Below are 16,848 nucleotides of genomic sequence, written 5' to 3' on the forward strand. Positions count from 1 at the left end.
CCGCCGCCCCCGTCCAGAACTTCTGGTACAGGAAACCGTCGGTACCGCGGGCGAAGACGTCGAGCCGGCTGCCGTTCGGCACCCAGGTAGCGGTCGGCGGAGAGGCGATGTTTCCGCCAAGGAGACCCGCTGCTGCCAACCGCCGTTCTCGAGGTGGTACACCTGCCATACCGCATTGTCGCCACCCCGGTAGAACACGTCGATCCGGTCCCCGCTGGCGTGCGCGGCGACGCTCGGTTCGCTGTTGAGGTTGGCGTCGACCTTCACCCAGTTCTCCCAGCCGGCAGCGGTGTACTTCGTGTAGTAGAGCTTGTAGTCGGGGCTGGGTGATTTTCGCCGATGCGCCGAGGCGCGCCACCGCGGGATGCCTCCCCACGGCCTATCCGACCAACCCCGCGAAGGACAGTTCCTTTACCGTCACCACCAATCGCGGCGCCACCACAGCCTTCGCCCGCTGGCAGGCGCGCTGGGACCGGACGACAACCGGTGACCCGCACCGGCCCGTCTCGATTCCCGTCGTTCACAGCAAATTGGCCTGAGCGAAGGCCAGGTCGCGCAGGCGCCGCCCGATGGCGTCGAAGATAGCGTTGCCGATGGCCACGGCCATGCCGGTCATCGGTGTCTCGCCGAATCCCCTGGCGCCGAGGCCGGCGCTGCCCGGGTCGGGCTTGTTGACGAAGAGCGCTTCGATGCCCGTGGGCGTTGGCATTGCCCGGGACGAAAAACCTCGAATGGTCGCGGTCGGCGGCCCGCCGCCGCGTCGCCAGACAGGACGGGCCGAGCGGAGTGATCCGATGGAGCAGGTATCGGGTGGACCTCCGTGTCGGCGATGTCAGCGCAGCGGTCAGATATGCGAACGTGGTGGTGCAGCCGTCGAGTCCCGTCATGAGGGATTCGAGGCGGACTCGCAGAAGGATGCGTACAAGATCAGAAACCTTCTGATGTCGACAACCGGTGCGGCGGCCGTTGGCCCTGAGGCGGATGTCGTCAGGCACTGCACAAGCCACCTGATCACAGATATGCCTCCGCCTGCGCCTGCGCGTCCACTGCTCGGCCATGCTGCCGTCCCCCTCACGAGGGTGGACGGAACGGCGTCGCGACGGCGGAGTGCGCGAGAGGCACCGCGAAGACAACCCAGGTGCCATTCGTACCGAAGCCGAGCACCGGCAAGGAGTCCCGAGATGGTCCCTAGCAGCACCGCTGCGACTCGACGAGAACCTGTCGGGCTAGGGCCGGTAGCAGGCACGGAGGTAAGGATCTTCACCGTGGCCGGCGCACGTACCGCGAACTAGGTAATTCTTGCCGATGTGCAGCGGTTGCCGTCTTGGCACGATCGCGTCTACCGGGTGTGGATCTAGCGGCTCGCTCATGCCCGGCGATCCGATGGTCAGTGACCGCAGAAGGGCTTCACGATGGAGAACATTACGGACACCGACGGGGCCGGCATTGACGTGTCGGCCCCGGTGGTCAGCCGCCACAGCGTCACGGTGACCGCCTCGGCGGACGCCGTGTGGCGGATCCTCACCGACATCGACGCATGGACGACCTGGCTGCCAGACATCGCGTACGCACGCGTGGAAACACCCGGTCCGCTCGCGCCGGGCTCCGTGTTCCGCTGGTCGGCCGCGGGCATGGAGATCGAATCGACGATCGTTCACATACGGCCGCGGGAACGCCTCGTGTGGCGGGGATACGGTGGCGGACCGGACGGCGTCCTCGGCATCCATGTATGGGCGCTCACTCCGGCCGGCGACGGTGTGGAGGTGTCGACCGAGGAGTCCTTCGCCGGCCCGCCTGTCGATGCCGACCCTGGGCCGTTCCAGGAGGGCCTCGACACGACCCTCGCCATGTGGCTGGAACGACTCAAGGGCACCGCCGAGGCGGTGACCGCCTCGTGAAGAATCGAGTATTTGCCGTCGCGACGGCAGTGGTCGTGGCCGGCCTCGTGGGCACCGCAGGTGCGCCGGCTCGGGCCGAGTTCAGGCGCGATGTCGGCTCCGACCACGCGACGGTGCGATGCGCGGGAAGGACTGTCGACACCGCGGCGAAGATTCGCTATCGGACGGAGACGACGATCGACGCTCCGCTACGGACCGTCTGGAAGTTGCAGACCGACGTGGAACGCTGGCCGTCGTGGCAGAAGCCCGTTTTATCCAGCAAGCGGCTCGATCGTGGCCCACTGCGTCCTGGTTCGTCGTTCCGGTGGACGACACCGGTCCCCGAGACCGCGCTGAATCCCGCCACGACCCTCGTCGTCACGTCCACCGTCCGGCAGTTTCAACACCAGAGGTGTCTTCGGTGGGACGGCCCGGCGATCGGAGCGGGGCTGCGCATCGACGAGGGGGTGCACGTGTGGACGTTCACCGAGATCGACGGCCGGGTTCTCGTGCGTACCGAGGAGACGTGGCGCGGTGACCAGGTGGAGCAGGACGTCGGTTTCTCCACCATGGCTCTCAGGGCGGGCCTGGAGACGTGGCTGACGGAGCTGAAGATGCGTGCCGAACGGGAGTGTGATCGGGCCCGGCGCTGACGTGACCCAAGGGCCCCGCCGGTCTCGTACCGGCGGGCCCTTTCGTCGCTCGGTCGGCCCGGCTCCGTCAGCGGAGTAGTTCTCGTAGCTGCCGGCGTGAGGTGATGCCCAGTTTGCGGTAGAGGTTGCGCAGATGGGCGTCGATCGTTCGCGGGCTGACGAACAGCAGTGCGGCGACCTCCTTGGTGCCCGCGCCGGAGGCGACCTTGCGGGCGACGAGTAGTTCGCGGGCGGTCAGCCCCGCGAGCGGATCGGCGTCGTCGGCCAGGGTCGGCTCGCCGATGGCCTCCAGTTCGCGGGCGGCGCGGCCGGCGAACCCGCGCGCGCCGATGGTGGAGAGCAGTTCGTGCGCGGCGCGCAGTTCCACCCGCGCCTCGGCGCGACGGCCGACCCGTCGCAGCCACTGTCCGTAGAGCAGTCGGGCACGCGCGTAGTGGACCCGCATCCTGCTCCCGGCGAACCGGCTGATCGCGGCACGGTAGTGGTCCTGCGCGCCGAGCCCCGGGTCGAGCAGCGCACACGCCAGCAGATGCGCGCCCGTCGTCCACGCGTTCGGGTTGACCCGTGCGACATCCCCGATCCAGTCGGCCGATTCCTTGGCTTCTTCGGGACGTCCGAGGTACGCGGCTGCCTCGACCAGCTCGTTGTGGAAGGTGGTGACGGCGTACGCGCCGCGCCGGTGCTGGTCCCGCACGAGCAGCAACGCGTCGAGCGCGGCCTGATGATCGCCGCTGCCATTGCACAGCACGCTCTCCGCGTAGTGCAGCGCGGTGAAATTCACCCCCACCCAGCCGCGCAGCTTCTCCCGGATCTCGCGGAACCGGTCGACGTCCCCGCTCCATGCGGCAAGCATCAGGTCGGACCCGACGAGGTTGGACGTCCCGGCGGCCTCGTCGACCGCACGCGCCTCGATGATGCAGACATGCGCGTCGGCGAAGCGGCCCACGATCGTCCGGGCTGCCGCCTGGAAGCGCAACGCATGGGGAAGGATCGCGTAGGCGCCCTGTGTCCGGGCGAGATCCACCTGACGGTCGGCGATCTCCTCCATGGCGTCGCTGTCACCGAGGTCGACGCTCAGCACGCAGGCGCGTTCCATCCACCACGGATCCGCGTCGGACGTGCGGGCGTGGTCCCGGAAGGCGTCGACCGTGCGGCGCATCAGGGGCATCGCCTCGTCCACCGGGCGGAGGTTCTGCTCGACCAACGCCTGCAGCAGCAGGTCGACCGGGCGTGGCGGCTGACGCTGGGGCACCCGTTCCCGGATGTGCAGGGCGAGCCGCCGCAACCTCCCCGGCTCGTCGACGCTGAACATGAGCGATGCGAACGCCTCCAGATAGGTCTCGCGGACCTCGTCGGGCCCCACGCCGTCGGCCGCCTCGATGAGCGCGATCGTCGCCGGGATACTGCGCGCCACGTGATAGTCGATCGTCGCGCGCAGCAGTCGCGCGGCGCGGCGGTCGACGAGGTCCGGCTGGAGACGCTCGGCCTCGTCCACCAACTCCCGGGCGGCAGAAGCCGCCCCCGAACCCAACCGCGCCCGGGCCGCGGCCAACAATCGGCGGGCCTGCCGCGACCGGCCGGGTGTCAGTCGAGCCGCGCGCTCGAGGAACGCGGCCACGGCCGCGAATCCACCGCGGCGCTGTGCCCGCCCGGCCGAACGCTCCAGCTCGGCCGCGGTCTCCTCATCCGGGCCGGTGATCGCGTTCGCCTGGTGCCAGGCGCGACGGTCGGGATCGACGTCGACGTCGGTACCGGCGGCGAGCGCCGCGTGTGCCTGCCGTCGCACCCCGGCGCCAGTCGACCGGTACACCGCGGCACGCGCCAACGGATGCCGGAAGTGCACCCGGGGCCCGGTCACCAACAGGCCGCTGTCCTCGGCCGCGGTCAGGTCCACGGCGTCCAACCCCTGGATCGCCATCGCACGCCGCAGCAGAACGAGGTCACCCGTCGGCTCCGCCGCGGCCAGCGCCAGAACCGAGCGCGTGAGTGCCGGCAGCCGCAGGAACCGACTCACGAACCGGTGCTCCACGGCGCGGTGCCCGGCGTCCCCGGGTAGCCCGAACGGTCCGGCGTCGCGGGCGAACTCCACCAGGGCAAGAGGGTTGCCGGCTGCTTCGGCGAGGATCCGTTGCACGATCGCTGCCTCGTGGCCGAAGGGTGCCCGATACCGCAGCAGGGTGAGGGCTTCCGAATCGGAGAGCCCGGTGAGAGTGAGGGCGGGTAGGCGACCGAGCTCCGACACCGAGTCGGCGTCGCGGGCAGCGAACACCATGGCGACCCGCTCCACCGCCACGCGTGCCGCGACGAAGGCCAGTACCAGCCGCGAGCCGGCGTCGATCCACTGCACGTCGTCGACCGCGCAGAACACCGGCCTGCGCCGGCCTACGGCACTCAGCAGGCCCAGGACGGCCAGCCCGACAAGCATCGGGGTCGGCCTGACCCCGGCGTGCAGCCCGAACACCGCGTCGAGCGCGCTCCGCTGCGGTACGGGGAGCCCAGCGCGGTGGTCGAGCACGGGCGCGCACAACTGGTGCAGGGCCGAGTAGGGCAGTTCGCTCTCGAACTCGACACCACCGGCCCGCAGCACCTGCCATCCGTCGAGCCGCGAAGCGGTCTCACCGATGAGCGTCGACTTGCCGATCCCCGCGTCACCGAGAACGACCATCGCCCCGCCACGGCCCCGCGCCGCGGCTGCCGTCACCGAGGCAATCTCGCCCAGCTCCGCCTCTCGAGCGACGAAAGATCCGGAAGTGTTGTCTGTCATCAACTTCTGCATGTCACCGGACGAATGGTGGTGGGGGTCGGTGCGGTGCCCACGGCGGTGTCGGTAGCGGCCCGAACGATGGTATCCACAGCAGTGCACCGATCGGGTCGACAGCCCACCGGGTGCGGCCGCCGGGTTCGGAGTCGGCTCTCCTACGAGGGCAACTCGAACAGTTCCAGCTGGATGCCGTCGGGGTCACGTAGGTAGAGGATCTTCGTCCCGGCCAGCGCCCCCGCTTCGACGCCATCGCCGTCCTGGAGCACGACCGGATCGGCGTTGACGTGCACGCCCCGCTCCACCAGGTCGCGGTGCGCCGCGTCGAGGTCGTCGACCTCAAAACACAGGTGCATCACCCCAACGTCACAGTTGCGCCCGGTGAAGGGCCTCGGCTGCGGGCTGTCGTACTGGATGAGTTCCAAAAGGACGTTGTCACCGGCCAGCGCGAACGATGCCCGCATCGACGCTTTCTCGACCTCGACGACCGCACCGATCGCCGGGTTCGTCGCCGCGATCGTCACGCCGTTCGGCGCGATGCCGAGGACGTCCTCGTACCACCTCACCGACCGCGCCAAATCGCTGACCGGCACTCCGATGTGATTCATCCTGGTCACTCTGCTCATGATCCCCATCCTGACGGTCCGAGCCACCACTGTGGAAGACACAGATCTTCCGCGTACCAGTGGTACCACCCAGCGATGGCGGATCATGGGGTTCATGAATGACCTCGGAGCCGCGCTGCGGGCCTGGCGGGATCGCATGGATCCGGCCGCGGTCGGTCTCACGAACGCATCACCTCGCCGCGTCGCCGGGCTACGGCGCGGTGAGCTGGCAGCACTGGCCGGCATCTCCCCCGAATACGTGGCACGCCTCGAGCAGGGCCGGGCCGCCACACCATCGGCGCAGGTGTGCACCTCCCTGGCCCGCGCGCTACGACTCTCCGACGACGAGGAGGCGCACCTGATGCGCCTTGCCGGCTTCGCCGCGGCCCCGGACCGGATACCCCACCTGATCCCCACCGGCCTGCACCGCGTCATTGACCACCTCGACGACACCCCGGTAGCCGTCTATGACGCCGTGTGGCGGCTGCTGCACTGGAACCGGCTGTTCGCAGCCGTCTTCGGCGACCCCGCCGGCGCCACCGCCGATGAGCGCAACGCCTTGATCGTCCAGTTCGAATCCCGAAACCCCCGAGTCCGCCAGACCGACACCGAGCGCGTCTACTTCGAGCAGTCGTTGGTGGCCGACCTGCGCGCGACCAGCGCCCGCTATCCAAACGACCCCGACGTGGCGGCACTGATCTCGCGCATGGCCGGGAACGACAGGTTCTGCCACCTCTGGGCCCTCCGCGCGGTGGCCCATCACGAGAGCGCGCACAAGACCGCCGTACACCCGGACGTGGGCGCCATCCCGCTGGACGCCAACGTCCTGACCACCCAAAACACCGACCTGCGCCTCGTGGTCCTCACGCCTCGGCCCGACACCACCGCTCGCGAGAAGCTGGATCGACTGGGTTGACGGGACCGGATCCGGACCTCGAGGCCGCTCAGCTTCGCGATCGTCGCCGGTAGCATGACGATCTGCCGCCGTTCAGGCGCAGTCAGCTCCACGAACGACTTGAACACCGTCCGCCCATCCGCTGCGGCTCGCCGATCAGCGCCAGCCGGTGCCGCCAACCCGCCGCCTCGGTGTCCTGACGGTCCGCGTGGAAGACGATGTTGTTCGGCCGGGTCGCGACCGAGTGGCCGACGCAGCGGCAGTGATCGCGGGCGCCGGATCACCTGCATTGGGTCCCACCGCATCCGCAAAGCGATTGGGAAACAGATGCGGCGCGATCTCGTTCGCGTCCACGCCGAAGACACTATCGGCACCCCATCCGCCACGTACGCGCTGTCATCGGCTACTACAGAAAGCACTGAGTGGTCACGCCGCACCGCTCAGCCGCATCACCGCAGGTCAGATCCCTCGTCTCAGTCCTGCGTCGGTGAGCACTTCGGGCGCGGCGTCTCGGCGCTCGGCTCGTACTCTCACGGCAGCCTGAAGGGCCTGCGCCAAGGCTCGTCCCTACGCGGCCGGTCCGCATCAGGTGGATCCCGGTGAGCAGGACCCGCAGCGTGTACAGCGCAGGCTTGAGCTGCCCAAATCCGAGGTAGTGGTGCGCATGGTGACGGGTGACCAGCCGCGGGGCCACGGAAATAAGTTCGGCGTGCACCTCAGTGGTCACAACCACCAGCGGTGACAGCGCCTGCTCCAGAACGTACCCGTTGCGGCCGTTCAGCAGCTTGACGAACTTCAGCAGATCGTGGCTGACCACGTCCAACTCGACACCGTCGCGCACGCCCATGTGCTGCAACGTCTGCGGACCGGTGCGCAACCCGACAACCTCCTCAGCCGGGACCAGGTGCACGGCCCGCAGATCCAGGTCGGAGTCGATGGAGGCGAATCCGTACAGATGCGCACCGCTGACGGCGGCGAACAGCAGCGGACGGGCAGGGCGCAGACTACCTCGGCGGCCCACGGCGGCCAGAAGCGCTCGAACCCCCAGGAGAACTGCTCCACCGCTGGGCCGTCGAGGTGAGTGGGCGGCTTGTCGAGATGAGAGAACGCCCGCGTGGGCGCCACATACACACCACGCCGGTCGTAGTCGGAGGCCAGGTCATGGAGCCCGTACGCCCGCGACCCGACCACAACGGCGAGAACCGTATGCCGCTCGACAAGCTGCCGTCAGGTGTTGTTCACCTTGTCTAGGGCTAGCGCCATCGATGCCTGGGCTTGCTCGAGTGTGTCGCCGGCACCAACCGCAAGGTCCCGTAGGTACCCGCAGAACTCGTCGTTAAATGGGCGGGCTGACGTGAGGAAGCCGGCAAGTTCGAGGCTGACTAGCCCGTGGAGCTGACACCACGTGTGTTGGGTGATGGACCAGGGGTCGGCGGGACGGAACCGGCCCGTCTGGATGCATCGGGTGATGGCATCCCGGGCTACGCGCAGCGTGTAGAGACCGAGGTGTCGGTCTTCTTCTGACAACTGGAACCCTGCGATGCTTGAACCGCCGAACATCACGGCGTACAGGTGAGGCGCCAAGTGCGCGGATCGCCGGTACGCGATTGCCAACTGGAAGCTGTCAGCGACGGGATCGTCGCTGGCTTTCACCGTCGCCAACCGGTCGGCCAGCCGGGAAAAGCCTTCCCGGATGACGGCCCTCACCAGGCCGGGCATGCCGCCAAAGTACGTGTAGATGGCCATCGTGGACGTGCCTGTCTCGCGTGCCAGTGCTCGCGCGGACAGCGACCGGGGTCCCTGCTCGGTCAGCAGCCGAGCAGCGACTTCGACGAGTTCCTGCCGCTGATCAGTACTCGCTCTTGACACGAGTTCATCATAACGGTGTTATTGGCATAACAGCGTTATGAGGGGATGGTGGCATGTTGGGTGCGGCTCGGATCCGGGCACGGATCCCGCGACTTGCCGAAGCGCAGGGAGACGACTGGGGAACGGTGGCCGGCGGCGGAGAGCCCCTTCGGCTGGCTGTGCTCGGCGACTCCGCGGCGGCCGGGGTCGGTGCTGCCGACCACCAGACGGCCTTGGCCGGTCAGACTGCGGCTGCGCTCGCCGCATTGACTGGGCGGCACCTGTCCTGGCGGGTCGTGGCACGATCGGGAGCGACGGCCAGAACGATCCGAACAGACCTGATGGACGGCATTACAGATCCACACACGCGATGGAGCCCGCAGATGGTCCTTGTGGTGGTGGGGGTCAACGATGTGGTCCGGCTGCGGCGGCCCCGCCGGTTTCGGAGCGATGTCGAGCTTCTGGTGGCGGTGATTAGGCGTCGGGTCGGTGCCCCGATCCCTGTGCTGTTGGCGGGGCTGCCCCCCGTGCACCGCTTTCCCGCCCTGCCCGCGCCAGTGCGGCTGCTGCTTGGGATGCACGCGCGCCGGCTGGACCGGCAACTCACCGGCGTGGCTCGACGGGACAAGAGCGTGTTCCACTTGCCGGTCGGGCACCTGCCCGTCGAACGAGACGACTTCTACGCCTCGGATCGCTTCCATCCCGGTCCAGCTGGATACCGCGTGTGGGGCCGAACGCTGGCTGCACAGACTGCCACGATCCTCGAGGCGGTCCTGCCGATGGCCGCGGCATCGGATGTTGCCCACCAGCAGGACGGCCACACGCACGACGCGACCGCGGAGAAAGCCAGCCGTTGGGTGTAGTTCAAGGACACCGCGCCGACTCTGACCTGCGGCAACGTGGAGCCGCAGGATGGGGTGGGTGCAGTTGAGCGCCGTTCGATGCCGTTGGACGCGGTTCAAGGCCGTTCAGGCACCCCGTTGCTCCCAACCTGCTCCCCCAACCCGGACGCCCGGTCGCCTGCGGCGTATGCGGATCCGGTGGCCGGCGCCCCGGCGCAGACCCCAGGACCACCTCGGTCAGCTCGAAAGGGGACGCGCCCAGTCGGGTTCGGGCCCGTCGGGTGATCTCGGCCGCGCGGTCGTGCCAGTGCCGGCAGTTCGGGCACGCGACGAGGTGCTGGCGAACAGCGGCCCCCTGCTCGCGGGTCTCCTCGCCGTCCAGCTGCGCCGACAGGATCTCGCGCCACCGCTCACACCCCATGATGGGGTGGTCGCCTCCCGGCCCCCAGCCGGTTCCGCGATTCCTGCACGTTCTAATGGACACTGCCGGTGGGCCGAATGACACCCCGGGTCGCGTCGGGCACACCGATGGCGTCCCGGTGCCGGCGCGCATCGGCGACGACGCCGTGCCCGGCAGCGTCGCCGCCGTCGCGTCGACGAGCTGCCCGCCAAGGCCGGCCGGCCGCCGGCCGGAGTCGGGGTCAGTGGCCGTGGAAGCCGGGATAGTTCGACAGGCGCCGGCGCGGGTCGGCGTTGAGCCACCTCAGTCTGTGCATGTACGCGGCGGCGTCCGGGTCGTCCTCGTCCTGATCGGCGACCTCGACGCTCGGCGTCAACAGCACTCGGCGACATCGTCGCCGTGCTGCGCGACGCCGACCCAGACGACAAAGCCGAGGTCTACCGGCAACTCGGACTCCGACTCAGCTACCAGACCGAAACGCAAACGGTGCGCGCTGCAGTGGATCTCAGCGTGCACCGTGGGGCTATGGTTCGTGTCCGAGGGGGACACGATCCATTGCCCCACCGCCGATGACGCTCAGCGCAACTCTGAAGCTCACGCAAATCTAGCTGTGGTGGTGACATCTTCGGCTCCGCCGAAGATGTCACCCAGCAAGAAGCCCTGGCCAGAAGGTTGCTGGTGGATTCGAGTCTCAGCTCCCGGGAACTATCCCGACAGCAGCGCGAACGACCCAGCGGGGTGCGTCGATGCGGCAGACCCTCATCGAAGGTGCCTGCGGGCTTCGAGAACGAGAGCCGCACCCGCCAGGCGGGGAGCAGCGAAGGTTAACCTCTTCGATGACGTCCTCGCCACGACCGGCACGACACAGACCCGGATCCGGGACCTGCCGTCACGAGTCGTGGTCTACCTGCTGCTGGCCGCCGGCCTGTTCGCCGAGTCCGGCTACCGCCAGGTCTGGGCCAGACTCGTCTCCGGCCTCGGCGGTCCCGCCGTGGCCGCTCGGACGTCATCGGCTCTGGCCCAGGCCCGCCGCCGGATCGGCGTCAAGCCGTTGGCTGCCCTGTTCACCCTGATCGCTGGCCCTGCCGCCGCAACCGAACGGTGGCGGGGATCCGGCGCTGCGGGTAGATTCGGAACATGTCTTCCACATCTGTCACAGATGTCGAAGGGCTGCGCGCGCTGGCTCATCCCGCGCGGCTCCGGATCCTGGATCTGCTCCGCGTCCACGACCGGCTGACCGCCTCGGAATGCGCGGCGCAGCTCAAACTCTCTCCCAAGTCCTGCTCGTACCACTTGCACGTGCTCGCCAAACAGGGCCTAGTGGAGCAGGGCTCCCCACTTGCCGAAGACACCCGGCAGCGACCCTGGCAACGCCGCTTCGACGAGGTACGGATGCCCCTGCCAGGAAAGACCGGTGGCGCGGACTCCGACAGCGCCCGCACGGACGCGATCGGCGCCGCGGCCCGGCACGACCTCAGGCTCTTCCTAAGCTTCCTGGCGTCACCGCAGGCAGGCAGCGACGACTGGGCATCGAGTACCACCGTGCACACCCGGACCGTCCTCATGACACCCGCCGAACTCAAAGCCTGGGGCGAGGCGGTCGAGGAAATCACCCGCGGCCACGTGGAGAAGGCGGGCCGGACCCGCCGCGACGGACGCGGCCCGGTCCGGCTGGCCGTGCGCGGCTTCGCTCAGACCGCACCAGGGACGGAGACTGCCGAATGACCGGTAACGAGACGACGGGCCTGCGCCGCTACGCCGGAGTGGTCGCGAACCGGCAGATTCTGGCGGCCCTGATCGGCGCACTCGTCGCGCGGCTAGCCCAGACGATGTCACCGCTGCTCATCCTGCTGCTGGCCAACCAGCGGTACGGCGGGTTCGCCATTGCGGGCGCGGCCGCCGCCACCTACGGACTCTGCGCGAGCCTGAGCGGACCGCTGATCGCCCGGCTGGCCGAGCGCTACGGCAACCTCGTCCTACTGATCGCCGGGATCCTGAGCAGCACCGGCCTGTTAGTCATCGTCCTGCCGTGGCAGTCGTGGAACTTCTGGGCCGGTGTCGTGCTGGCCGGTGCGGCGATCCCGCCGCTGAGCGCAACGCTGCGAGCCACGATCGCGACTACCATCGAGGACCCGCAGGAACGCATCGCCGCGTACGGCCTGGACACCGTGGGCACTGAAGTGCTGTTCGTACTGGGGCCTGCCCTCGTCGGGCTGGTCGTGGCCTTGAGCAGCCCGACGGCTGCCCTGGCCGGAACCGCGCTGCTCCCGGTTGCCGGTGCCACCACCCTGCTGATCCAGCAGCGTCGCGTCCCGTCGCCGGAGTCGTCGCCGGACGCGCCGGAGCAGGCTACGGACCGCCGGATGCTGATCCGGCTTGCCCCGTGGCTGGGCGTGGCGGCGGTCCAGATGGCCGCGATCGGTCTTGTGGAGGTCGCGCTGATCGCGGTCGCGGTCACGTTCAGCTCCTCGGCCGCCAGCGGGGCAGTGCTCGCGACGTGGGCGGCGGGTAGTGTCGTGGGTGGATTGTGGTACGGGTCGCGGTCGTGGCGCGTGCCGGTGCGCCGGCAGGTACGGCTGCTGCTGCTCGGCAGCGCTGTCGGGTTCGCCCTGCTGCTCGCCGCCCGGTCCGCTCCGGCCCTGTACCCGCTGGCGTTCCTCGCCGGCGTGTTCATCACCCCGGCGGCAGCGGCCCTGCTGACCGATCTGAGCGAGAACCTGACGGGCGGGCATCGGCTGACCGCGTTCGCTTGGCTGGCGTCCGCGAACGGGCTGGCCGGATCCTTGGCCTACGCCGCGGGCGGAGTGCTGGTCACCGGCGCTGGGCCGTGGGCGACGATCGCCGTCGCCGCCACCCTTCCCGCGCTCGCGGCACTACTGTTCCGTAGCCGTGGTACAGGTCCCGGCCTTCCACAGTGGATCTCCCAGAGTCAAGGACCACCGCCAGTTGATCGAGCCGGTCAACGACACCTCAAGGGCCAACTCGACCCGGAGAAACATGGCGGGGCGCCGACTGGTGAAGGACCGGACCGACAATCTGGCCAGTCGGTTCTTCGCTGAGGCCGTCGCGCTCATCGACGTAGCGTGGTCGGCGGTCGCCGCCAACGACGGCAATGCGCTGTGGGAAAGACAACGTTCTGACCTACGACAACTGTCTGCGACGCTTGCAGAGAAGGATCTGACGATTGTCGCCACCACCCAGTCCATGAAGCCCGTCACCGACTGCGGCACCGACGGTTGACCGGGCCGTCAAACTGCCACCCCGCGGTCGCTGGCGGCAAGCTTGATCAGCGCAGCGACTACCGGAGCCTTTCGGTCTTGGATCACAAGAAGATCGTTTCATACGCTCGCGCCGGAGCATGGTGCACGGCTGACCAAGCAATGACCGCTCAACGGCATGGGCGGACGCGGCCTTACCGCCTCGACAGGCGACGGCCAACGCTGAAGCCATTCGCCGCAGAGGTCTCCAGCCTGAAGGGCCTGCTCACGACGTTGCCCGTGAGATCGGTGCCTCAGAGCACCTGCAGGTGCGGCGTTAGGCAATCCGAGACATCGGCCGGCGCCAGCCACCCTACGAACAGCGCCACCTGACCACTTCGCCCTTCAACAGGACGCCGCACCGACTCTGACCTGCGGAGACGTGGAGCCGCAGGTAGGGGTGGGTGCAGTTGAGCGCCGTTCGATGCTGTTGGACGTGGTTCAAGGCCGTTCAGGGCACCCCGCTGCTCCCAACCTGCCGGCGGCTGTTGTGCCCGGTGGCGGCTCGGCTCAACATCCTCGACTGGTCGGACACGCTGCCAGTCGCCGACGACTTCATGGTGTACCCGGTCGACCTTGAGCTGGTCGACCTGGAGCGGAACCTGGCCGACTGCCTGCCGCCGGACCGGCTCGCCCGGCTAGGCGAGCGCGGCCTGCTGTGACTGACCCCGTCCAGACCCGACCTCCGCATCCGCTCTTCGGCACGTCCGGACGGCACTCAGGCCAGCTCGGCGGGACACTGCGTAGCGCGCGCCTCGCGGCAGACGCGGATGCGCGGCCACAGCTCCCGCTGGGTGTGGCGCGTTGCGCTGCTCGTGCTCGGCACGACCCCGCGCACCGTCGACAGCGATCTCATCAAATGGGCCAGCACGTCCTGGACGTCGACGTCGAGGCTCTGCGCCAGCGTGTGGCCGTCTCTCACGACTGAATCATGGCTGCAGCGGGCAGCTGCGGCGGGCCGGGCTGGGCTGGGCCTCCTCCCAACCGGGTCGCTCCAGAAGCGAAAATTCCGCTATAACGAGCATGCTGTTCCGCTGGCCGACATCGCCCCCTCGGAGTGCCCATGACGACGCAGTTGCGTGACCGTCTCGACCAAATACTCCAAGCTGGCCAGGTCGGCGGTCTGCACGCCGTCGCGGCGGTTCGCGGTGGTCAAACCGTGCTGGAGTACTACAGGGCCGGCGAAGATTTCGCCTGGGGCGACTCGCTGGGCGTCGTCGAGTTCGGGCCCGGGGTCCTGCACGACATCCGGTCCGTCACCAAGAGCGTGACCGTCCTGTTGTACGGCATCGCGCTCGGCGCAGGGCTGGTCCCGCCGCCAGCTGAGCCGCTCCTGCAGCGGTTCCCGCAGTACCCCGACCTGGCGGCCGACCCGCACCGTGCCCGGCTCACCGTCGAGCACGCCCTGACGATGTCGTTGGGGGTGGAATGGCGTGAAGATCTCCCGTACAACAGCCCGGCCAACGCCGAGATCGCGATGGAGCTGGCGCCGGATCGATACCGGTACATCCTGGAGCGGCCGATCCTCGAGCCGCCCGGCGCCCGATGGACCTACTGCGGCGGTGCCACGGCTCTGCTCGGCCGACTGATCGCCGAGGGCACCGGGCAGTCGCTGCCGCAGTACGGGAAGGCCGTCCTGTTCGCACCGCTGGGCATCGACAGCTTCGAGTGGATGACCGGCGCGGACGGAGTGGCCTCCGCCGCGTCCGGGCTGCGAATCGCGCCCCGCGACCTGGCCAGGATCGGTGAGCTGGTGCTGGCCGAGGGCGCCTGGGACGGTCAGCGGATCGTCCCCGCCGACTGGATCCGCACGATGCTCCAGCCACGCCTGCAGACCAGCTGGGGCGCGCAGTACGGCTACCAGTGGTACATCGAATCCATCGAGGGCCATCGGCTGCTGGCCGGCATGGGCAACGGCGGCCAGCGCCTGTTCGTCCTGCCCGACCTGGACCTCACCGTGGCGGTCACCGCCGGCAACTACGACGACCCCGACCAGTGGCGGACCCCGCTCACGGTGCTGGAACGGGTCATCCTTCCCGCGATGGCTTGAGGCACCGCGCCCGCCGGTCAGCCCATCGGCAGGGCGCACATCTGGGCCGGACGTCAGCTCACGCGTGCGGTTGGGACAGCTTCTGCGTTTGCCGGAAAGGCACCCGCGTCACGGCACCCGATCGACATCCGGTCATCGGCATGAGCGGACGCCGCTCAACTGACGACCGGGAGCAAACGGGCCGACCTCTTCGGGTCCGCCGAAGAGGTCTTCACCCCGAAGCGCCTGGTCAGGGCGTTGCCCGTGGGATCGGAGTCTCGAATGACGGAACTGCAACGGACTCCAGCAAGCTCACCCGCAACGCTCCACATCGATCTGACGCATGCCTGTAGACGTGGCCTTAGGCGAACCGGGACGTCGGCCGGCGCCAGCCATCCTGGGCGCAGCAACGCCTGACCACTTCGACCTCTACTGGGAGGTCACGCCGCACCGCTCGACCTCCATCACCGCAGGTCAAGGCCCCTCGTCTCTCCGGCATCGGTGAGCACGCCGCGGCCAGGAAGAGCACGAAGGGCCGCAGGTCGGCCCGGGACGACCCGCGCAGCTCAGCCGGGTTGAGCGCGGCTCGGCACCAGGACGCCTGACCGCGTGGTCGAGTTGCGATGATATTGCGGTCAACCGCGCGGCGCTCGGTCCGCAGGAGCGTCGCGACGCCGAGCTGCACGGCTCGGCGGCGCGGGGATGGTGCCGTCAGCACGAGTCGTGGCCGCCGCAGTCGCAGCCGCAGCCTTGGATTTGCGGCGGTGGAGCGTGAGAGTCATGACCAGCACGACCAGCGCTCCGACGATCAGCCCGAGGATCGCGCTGGCCACCGTGTTGACGAGCCAGCCGACGAGCCCGCCGAGAACACCCGTGGCGTCGTGGGCGGCGACCTCCACGTGGTGCACGGCCTCGTACAGGAAGTGCAGGTTCAGCTCGTTCGTGCCTAGCAGCAGGATGTGCCCGCCCACCCACAGCATCGCCGCGGTGCCGACTACCGTCAGCACGGTGAGGACCACCGGCATCGCCCTCACCAGACCGCGGCCGAACGTGGCGACGGCGCCGGAACGTTGCGACAGGCGCAGCCCGGCGTCGTCCATCTTTACGATCAGGGCCACCACGCCGTACACCAGGACGGTTATGACGACGGCGACGACAGCCAGGATCGCCAGGCGAGACCAGAACGCCTCATCGATCACCTCGTTAAGGGTGATGACCATGATCTCCGCCGAGAGGATCAGGTCGGTTCGTACCGCCCCGGACACCAGTGTCGTCTCGTCCTGCACCTTTTGCTCGCTCGCGCCGTGGGCATCGTGATGGGCGATCTTGGCCCACACCTTCTCCGCGCCTTCATAACAGAGGTAGGCGCCGCCGAGCATGAGGATCGGAGTGAGCAGCCAGGGCACGAACTGACTGAGCAGCAGCACCGCCGGCAGGATGATGAAGAACTTGTTGCGCAGCGACCCCACGGCAATGCGCTTGATAATCGGCAACTCGCGCTCGGCCGCCAGGCTCCGCACGTACTGCGGCGTGACGGCAGCATCGTCGACGACGACGCCCGCAGCCTTGGCGCCGGCCTTCGCGGCGGCCGCCCCGATGTCATCGATCGACGCTGCAGCGGCCCGGGCCAGCACCGCCACGTCATCCAGCAGGGCTACGAGTCCACCGGCCAAGGGAGGGTCCT

Annotated in this window: 18 protein-coding genes and 2 pseudogenes; 10 read left to right on the plus strand and 10 right to left on the minus strand. The window is 68.8% G+C overall.

Features of this window, described 5'->3' with window-relative positions; genetic code table 11:
- Window positions 1-520 precede the first annotated feature (520 nt).
- On the minus strand, window positions 521-709 hold the full coding sequence (locus ACQRWP_RS17185; RefSeq protein ID WP_430496045.1) for a hypothetical protein: 189 nt from the start codon (window positions 707-709) through the stop codon (window positions 521-523).
- Between the two features lie 703 nt (window positions 710-1,412).
- Between ACQRWP_RS17185 and ACQRWP_RS17190 the strand changes: the two genes are divergently transcribed.
- The gene (locus tag ACQRWP_RS17190) at window positions 1,413-1,898 is read left to right on the plus strand and encodes an SRPBCC family protein (protein ID WP_430496047.1); all 486 of its coding nucleotides are present in this window, start codon (window positions 1,413-1,415) and stop codon (window positions 1,896-1,898) included.
- Window positions 1,895-2,530, plus strand: a complete 636-nt coding sequence (locus ACQRWP_RS17195; protein ID WP_430496049.1) for an SRPBCC family protein — start codon at window positions 1,895-1,897, stop codon at window positions 2,528-2,530. The genes ACQRWP_RS17190 and ACQRWP_RS17195 overlap by 4 nt, the downstream gene beginning before the upstream one ends.
- Window positions 2,531-2,597: 67 nt before the next feature.
- On the opposite strand, the gene ACQRWP_RS17200 is transcribed toward ACQRWP_RS17195, so the two are convergent.
- On the minus strand, window positions 2,598-5,294 hold the full coding sequence (locus ACQRWP_RS17200; protein WP_430496050.1) for an AAA family ATPase: 2,697 nt from the start codon (window positions 5,292-5,294) through the stop codon (window positions 2,598-2,600).
- A gap of 152 nt (window positions 5,295-5,446) precedes the next feature.
- The gene (locus tag ACQRWP_RS17205; RefSeq protein WP_430496051.1) at window positions 5,447-6,010 is read right to left on the minus strand and encodes a VOC family protein; all 564 of its coding nucleotides are present in this window, start codon (window positions 6,008-6,010) and stop codon (window positions 5,447-5,449) included.
- On the opposite strand from ACQRWP_RS17205, the gene ACQRWP_RS17210 reads away from it, so the two are divergent.
- Window positions 6,009-6,809, plus strand: coding sequence for a helix-turn-helix transcriptional regulator (locus ACQRWP_RS17210; RefSeq protein ID WP_430496052.1), 801 nt, complete (start codon window positions 6,009-6,011; stop codon window positions 6,807-6,809). The genes ACQRWP_RS17205 and ACQRWP_RS17210 overlap by 2 nt on opposite strands.
- Before the next feature lie 517 nt (window positions 6,810-7,326).
- Here the strand turns inward: ACQRWP_RS17210 and ACQRWP_RS17215 are convergent.
- From ACQRWP_RS17215 to ACQRWP_RS17225, 3 genes and pseudogenes are all read right to left on the minus strand, one after another.
- Window positions 7,327-7,784: pseudogene (locus tag ACQRWP_RS17215) on the minus strand (nucleotidyltransferase domain-containing protein); the annotation flags it as partial.
- A 33-nt stretch (window positions 7,785-7,817) separates the two neighbouring features.
- Window positions 7,818-8,012: pseudogene (locus tag ACQRWP_RS17220) on the minus strand (DNA polymerase beta superfamily protein); the annotation flags it as partial.
- 3 nt (window positions 8,013-8,015) lie between these two features.
- On the minus strand, window positions 8,016-8,657 hold the full coding sequence (locus tag ACQRWP_RS17225; protein ID WP_430496054.1) for a TetR/AcrR family transcriptional regulator: 642 nt from the start codon (window positions 8,655-8,657) through the stop codon (window positions 8,016-8,018).
- Window positions 8,658-8,710: 53 nt separating this feature from the next.
- On the opposite strand from ACQRWP_RS17225, the gene ACQRWP_RS17230 reads away from it, so the two are divergent.
- A complete protein-coding gene (locus tag ACQRWP_RS17230) occupies window positions 8,711-9,499 on the plus strand; it encodes a GDSL-type esterase/lipase family protein (protein ID WP_430496056.1) in 789 nt (262 codons plus the stop codon).
- Between the two features lies 1 nt (window position 9,500).
- On the opposite strand, the gene ACQRWP_RS17235 is transcribed toward ACQRWP_RS17230, so the two are convergent.
- The gene (locus ACQRWP_RS17235; protein ID WP_430496058.1) at window positions 9,501-10,031 is read right to left on the minus strand and encodes a zf-HC2 domain-containing protein; all 531 of its coding nucleotides are present in this window, start codon (window positions 10,029-10,031) and stop codon (window positions 9,501-9,503) included.
- An 88-nt stretch (window positions 10,032-10,119) separates the two neighbouring features.
- The gene (locus tag ACQRWP_RS17240) at window positions 10,120-10,260 is read right to left on the minus strand and encodes a hypothetical protein (RefSeq protein ID WP_430496060.1); all 141 of its coding nucleotides are present in this window, start codon (window positions 10,258-10,260) and stop codon (window positions 10,120-10,122) included.
- 258 nt (window positions 10,261-10,518) lie between these two features.
- On the opposite strand from ACQRWP_RS17240, the gene ACQRWP_RS17245 reads away from it, so the two are divergent.
- The 5 genes from ACQRWP_RS17245 (at window position 10,519) to ACQRWP_RS17265 (ending at window position 13,797) form a co-directional block, all read left to right on the plus strand.
- Window positions 10,519-11,115: a transposase domain-containing protein gene (locus tag ACQRWP_RS17245; RefSeq protein WP_430496062.1), complete on the plus strand. Its 597-nt coding sequence runs from the start codon at window positions 10,519-10,521 to the stop codon at window positions 11,113-11,115.
- Window positions 11,016-11,603: an ArsR/SmtB family transcription factor gene (locus tag ACQRWP_RS17250; protein ID WP_430496064.1), complete on the plus strand. Its 588-nt coding sequence runs from the start codon at window positions 11,016-11,018 to the stop codon at window positions 11,601-11,603. Before ACQRWP_RS17245 ends, ACQRWP_RS17250 begins: the two co-directional genes overlap by 100 nt.
- Window positions 11,600-12,937, plus strand: coding sequence for an MFS transporter (locus tag ACQRWP_RS17255; protein WP_430496066.1), 1,338 nt, complete (start codon window positions 11,600-11,602; stop codon window positions 12,935-12,937). The genes ACQRWP_RS17250 and ACQRWP_RS17255 overlap by 4 nt, the downstream gene beginning before the upstream one ends.
- Window positions 12,894-13,118, plus strand: a complete 225-nt coding sequence (locus tag ACQRWP_RS17260; protein WP_430496068.1) for a hypothetical protein — start codon at window positions 12,894-12,896, stop codon at window positions 13,116-13,118. The genes ACQRWP_RS17255 and ACQRWP_RS17260 overlap by 44 nt, the downstream gene beginning before the upstream one ends.
- Before the next feature lie 427 nt (window positions 13,119-13,545).
- Window positions 13,546-13,797: a hypothetical protein gene (locus ACQRWP_RS17265; RefSeq protein WP_430496069.1), complete on the plus strand. Its 252-nt coding sequence runs from the start codon at window positions 13,546-13,548 to the stop codon at window positions 13,795-13,797.
- A gap of 56 nt (window positions 13,798-13,853) precedes the next feature.
- Here the strand turns inward: ACQRWP_RS17265 and ACQRWP_RS17270 are convergent, their stop codons facing one another.
- Window positions 13,854-14,057, minus strand: a complete 204-nt coding sequence (locus ACQRWP_RS17270; protein ID WP_430496071.1) for a hypothetical protein — start codon at window positions 14,055-14,057, stop codon at window positions 13,854-13,856.
- 141 nt (window positions 14,058-14,198) lie between these two features.
- Between ACQRWP_RS17270 and ACQRWP_RS17275 the strand changes: the two genes are divergently transcribed.
- Window positions 14,199-15,185, plus strand: a complete 987-nt coding sequence (locus tag ACQRWP_RS17275) for a serine hydrolase domain-containing protein (protein ID WP_430496073.1) — start codon at window positions 14,199-14,201, stop codon at window positions 15,183-15,185.
- Between the two features lie 614 nt (window positions 15,186-15,799).
- Here the strand turns inward: ACQRWP_RS17275 and ACQRWP_RS17280 are convergent.
- Entirely contained in the window at window positions 15,800-16,837 is a 1,038-nt protein-coding gene (locus ACQRWP_RS17280) for a DUF808 domain-containing protein (protein ID WP_430496074.1), read from the minus strand.
- Window positions 16,838-16,848: the final 11 nt, after the last annotated feature.

This window comes from Micromonospora trifolii (genome assembly GCF_050516465.1).
Lineage (GTDB): Bacteria > Actinomycetota > Actinomycetes > Mycobacteriales > Micromonosporaceae > Micromonospora > Micromonospora trifolii.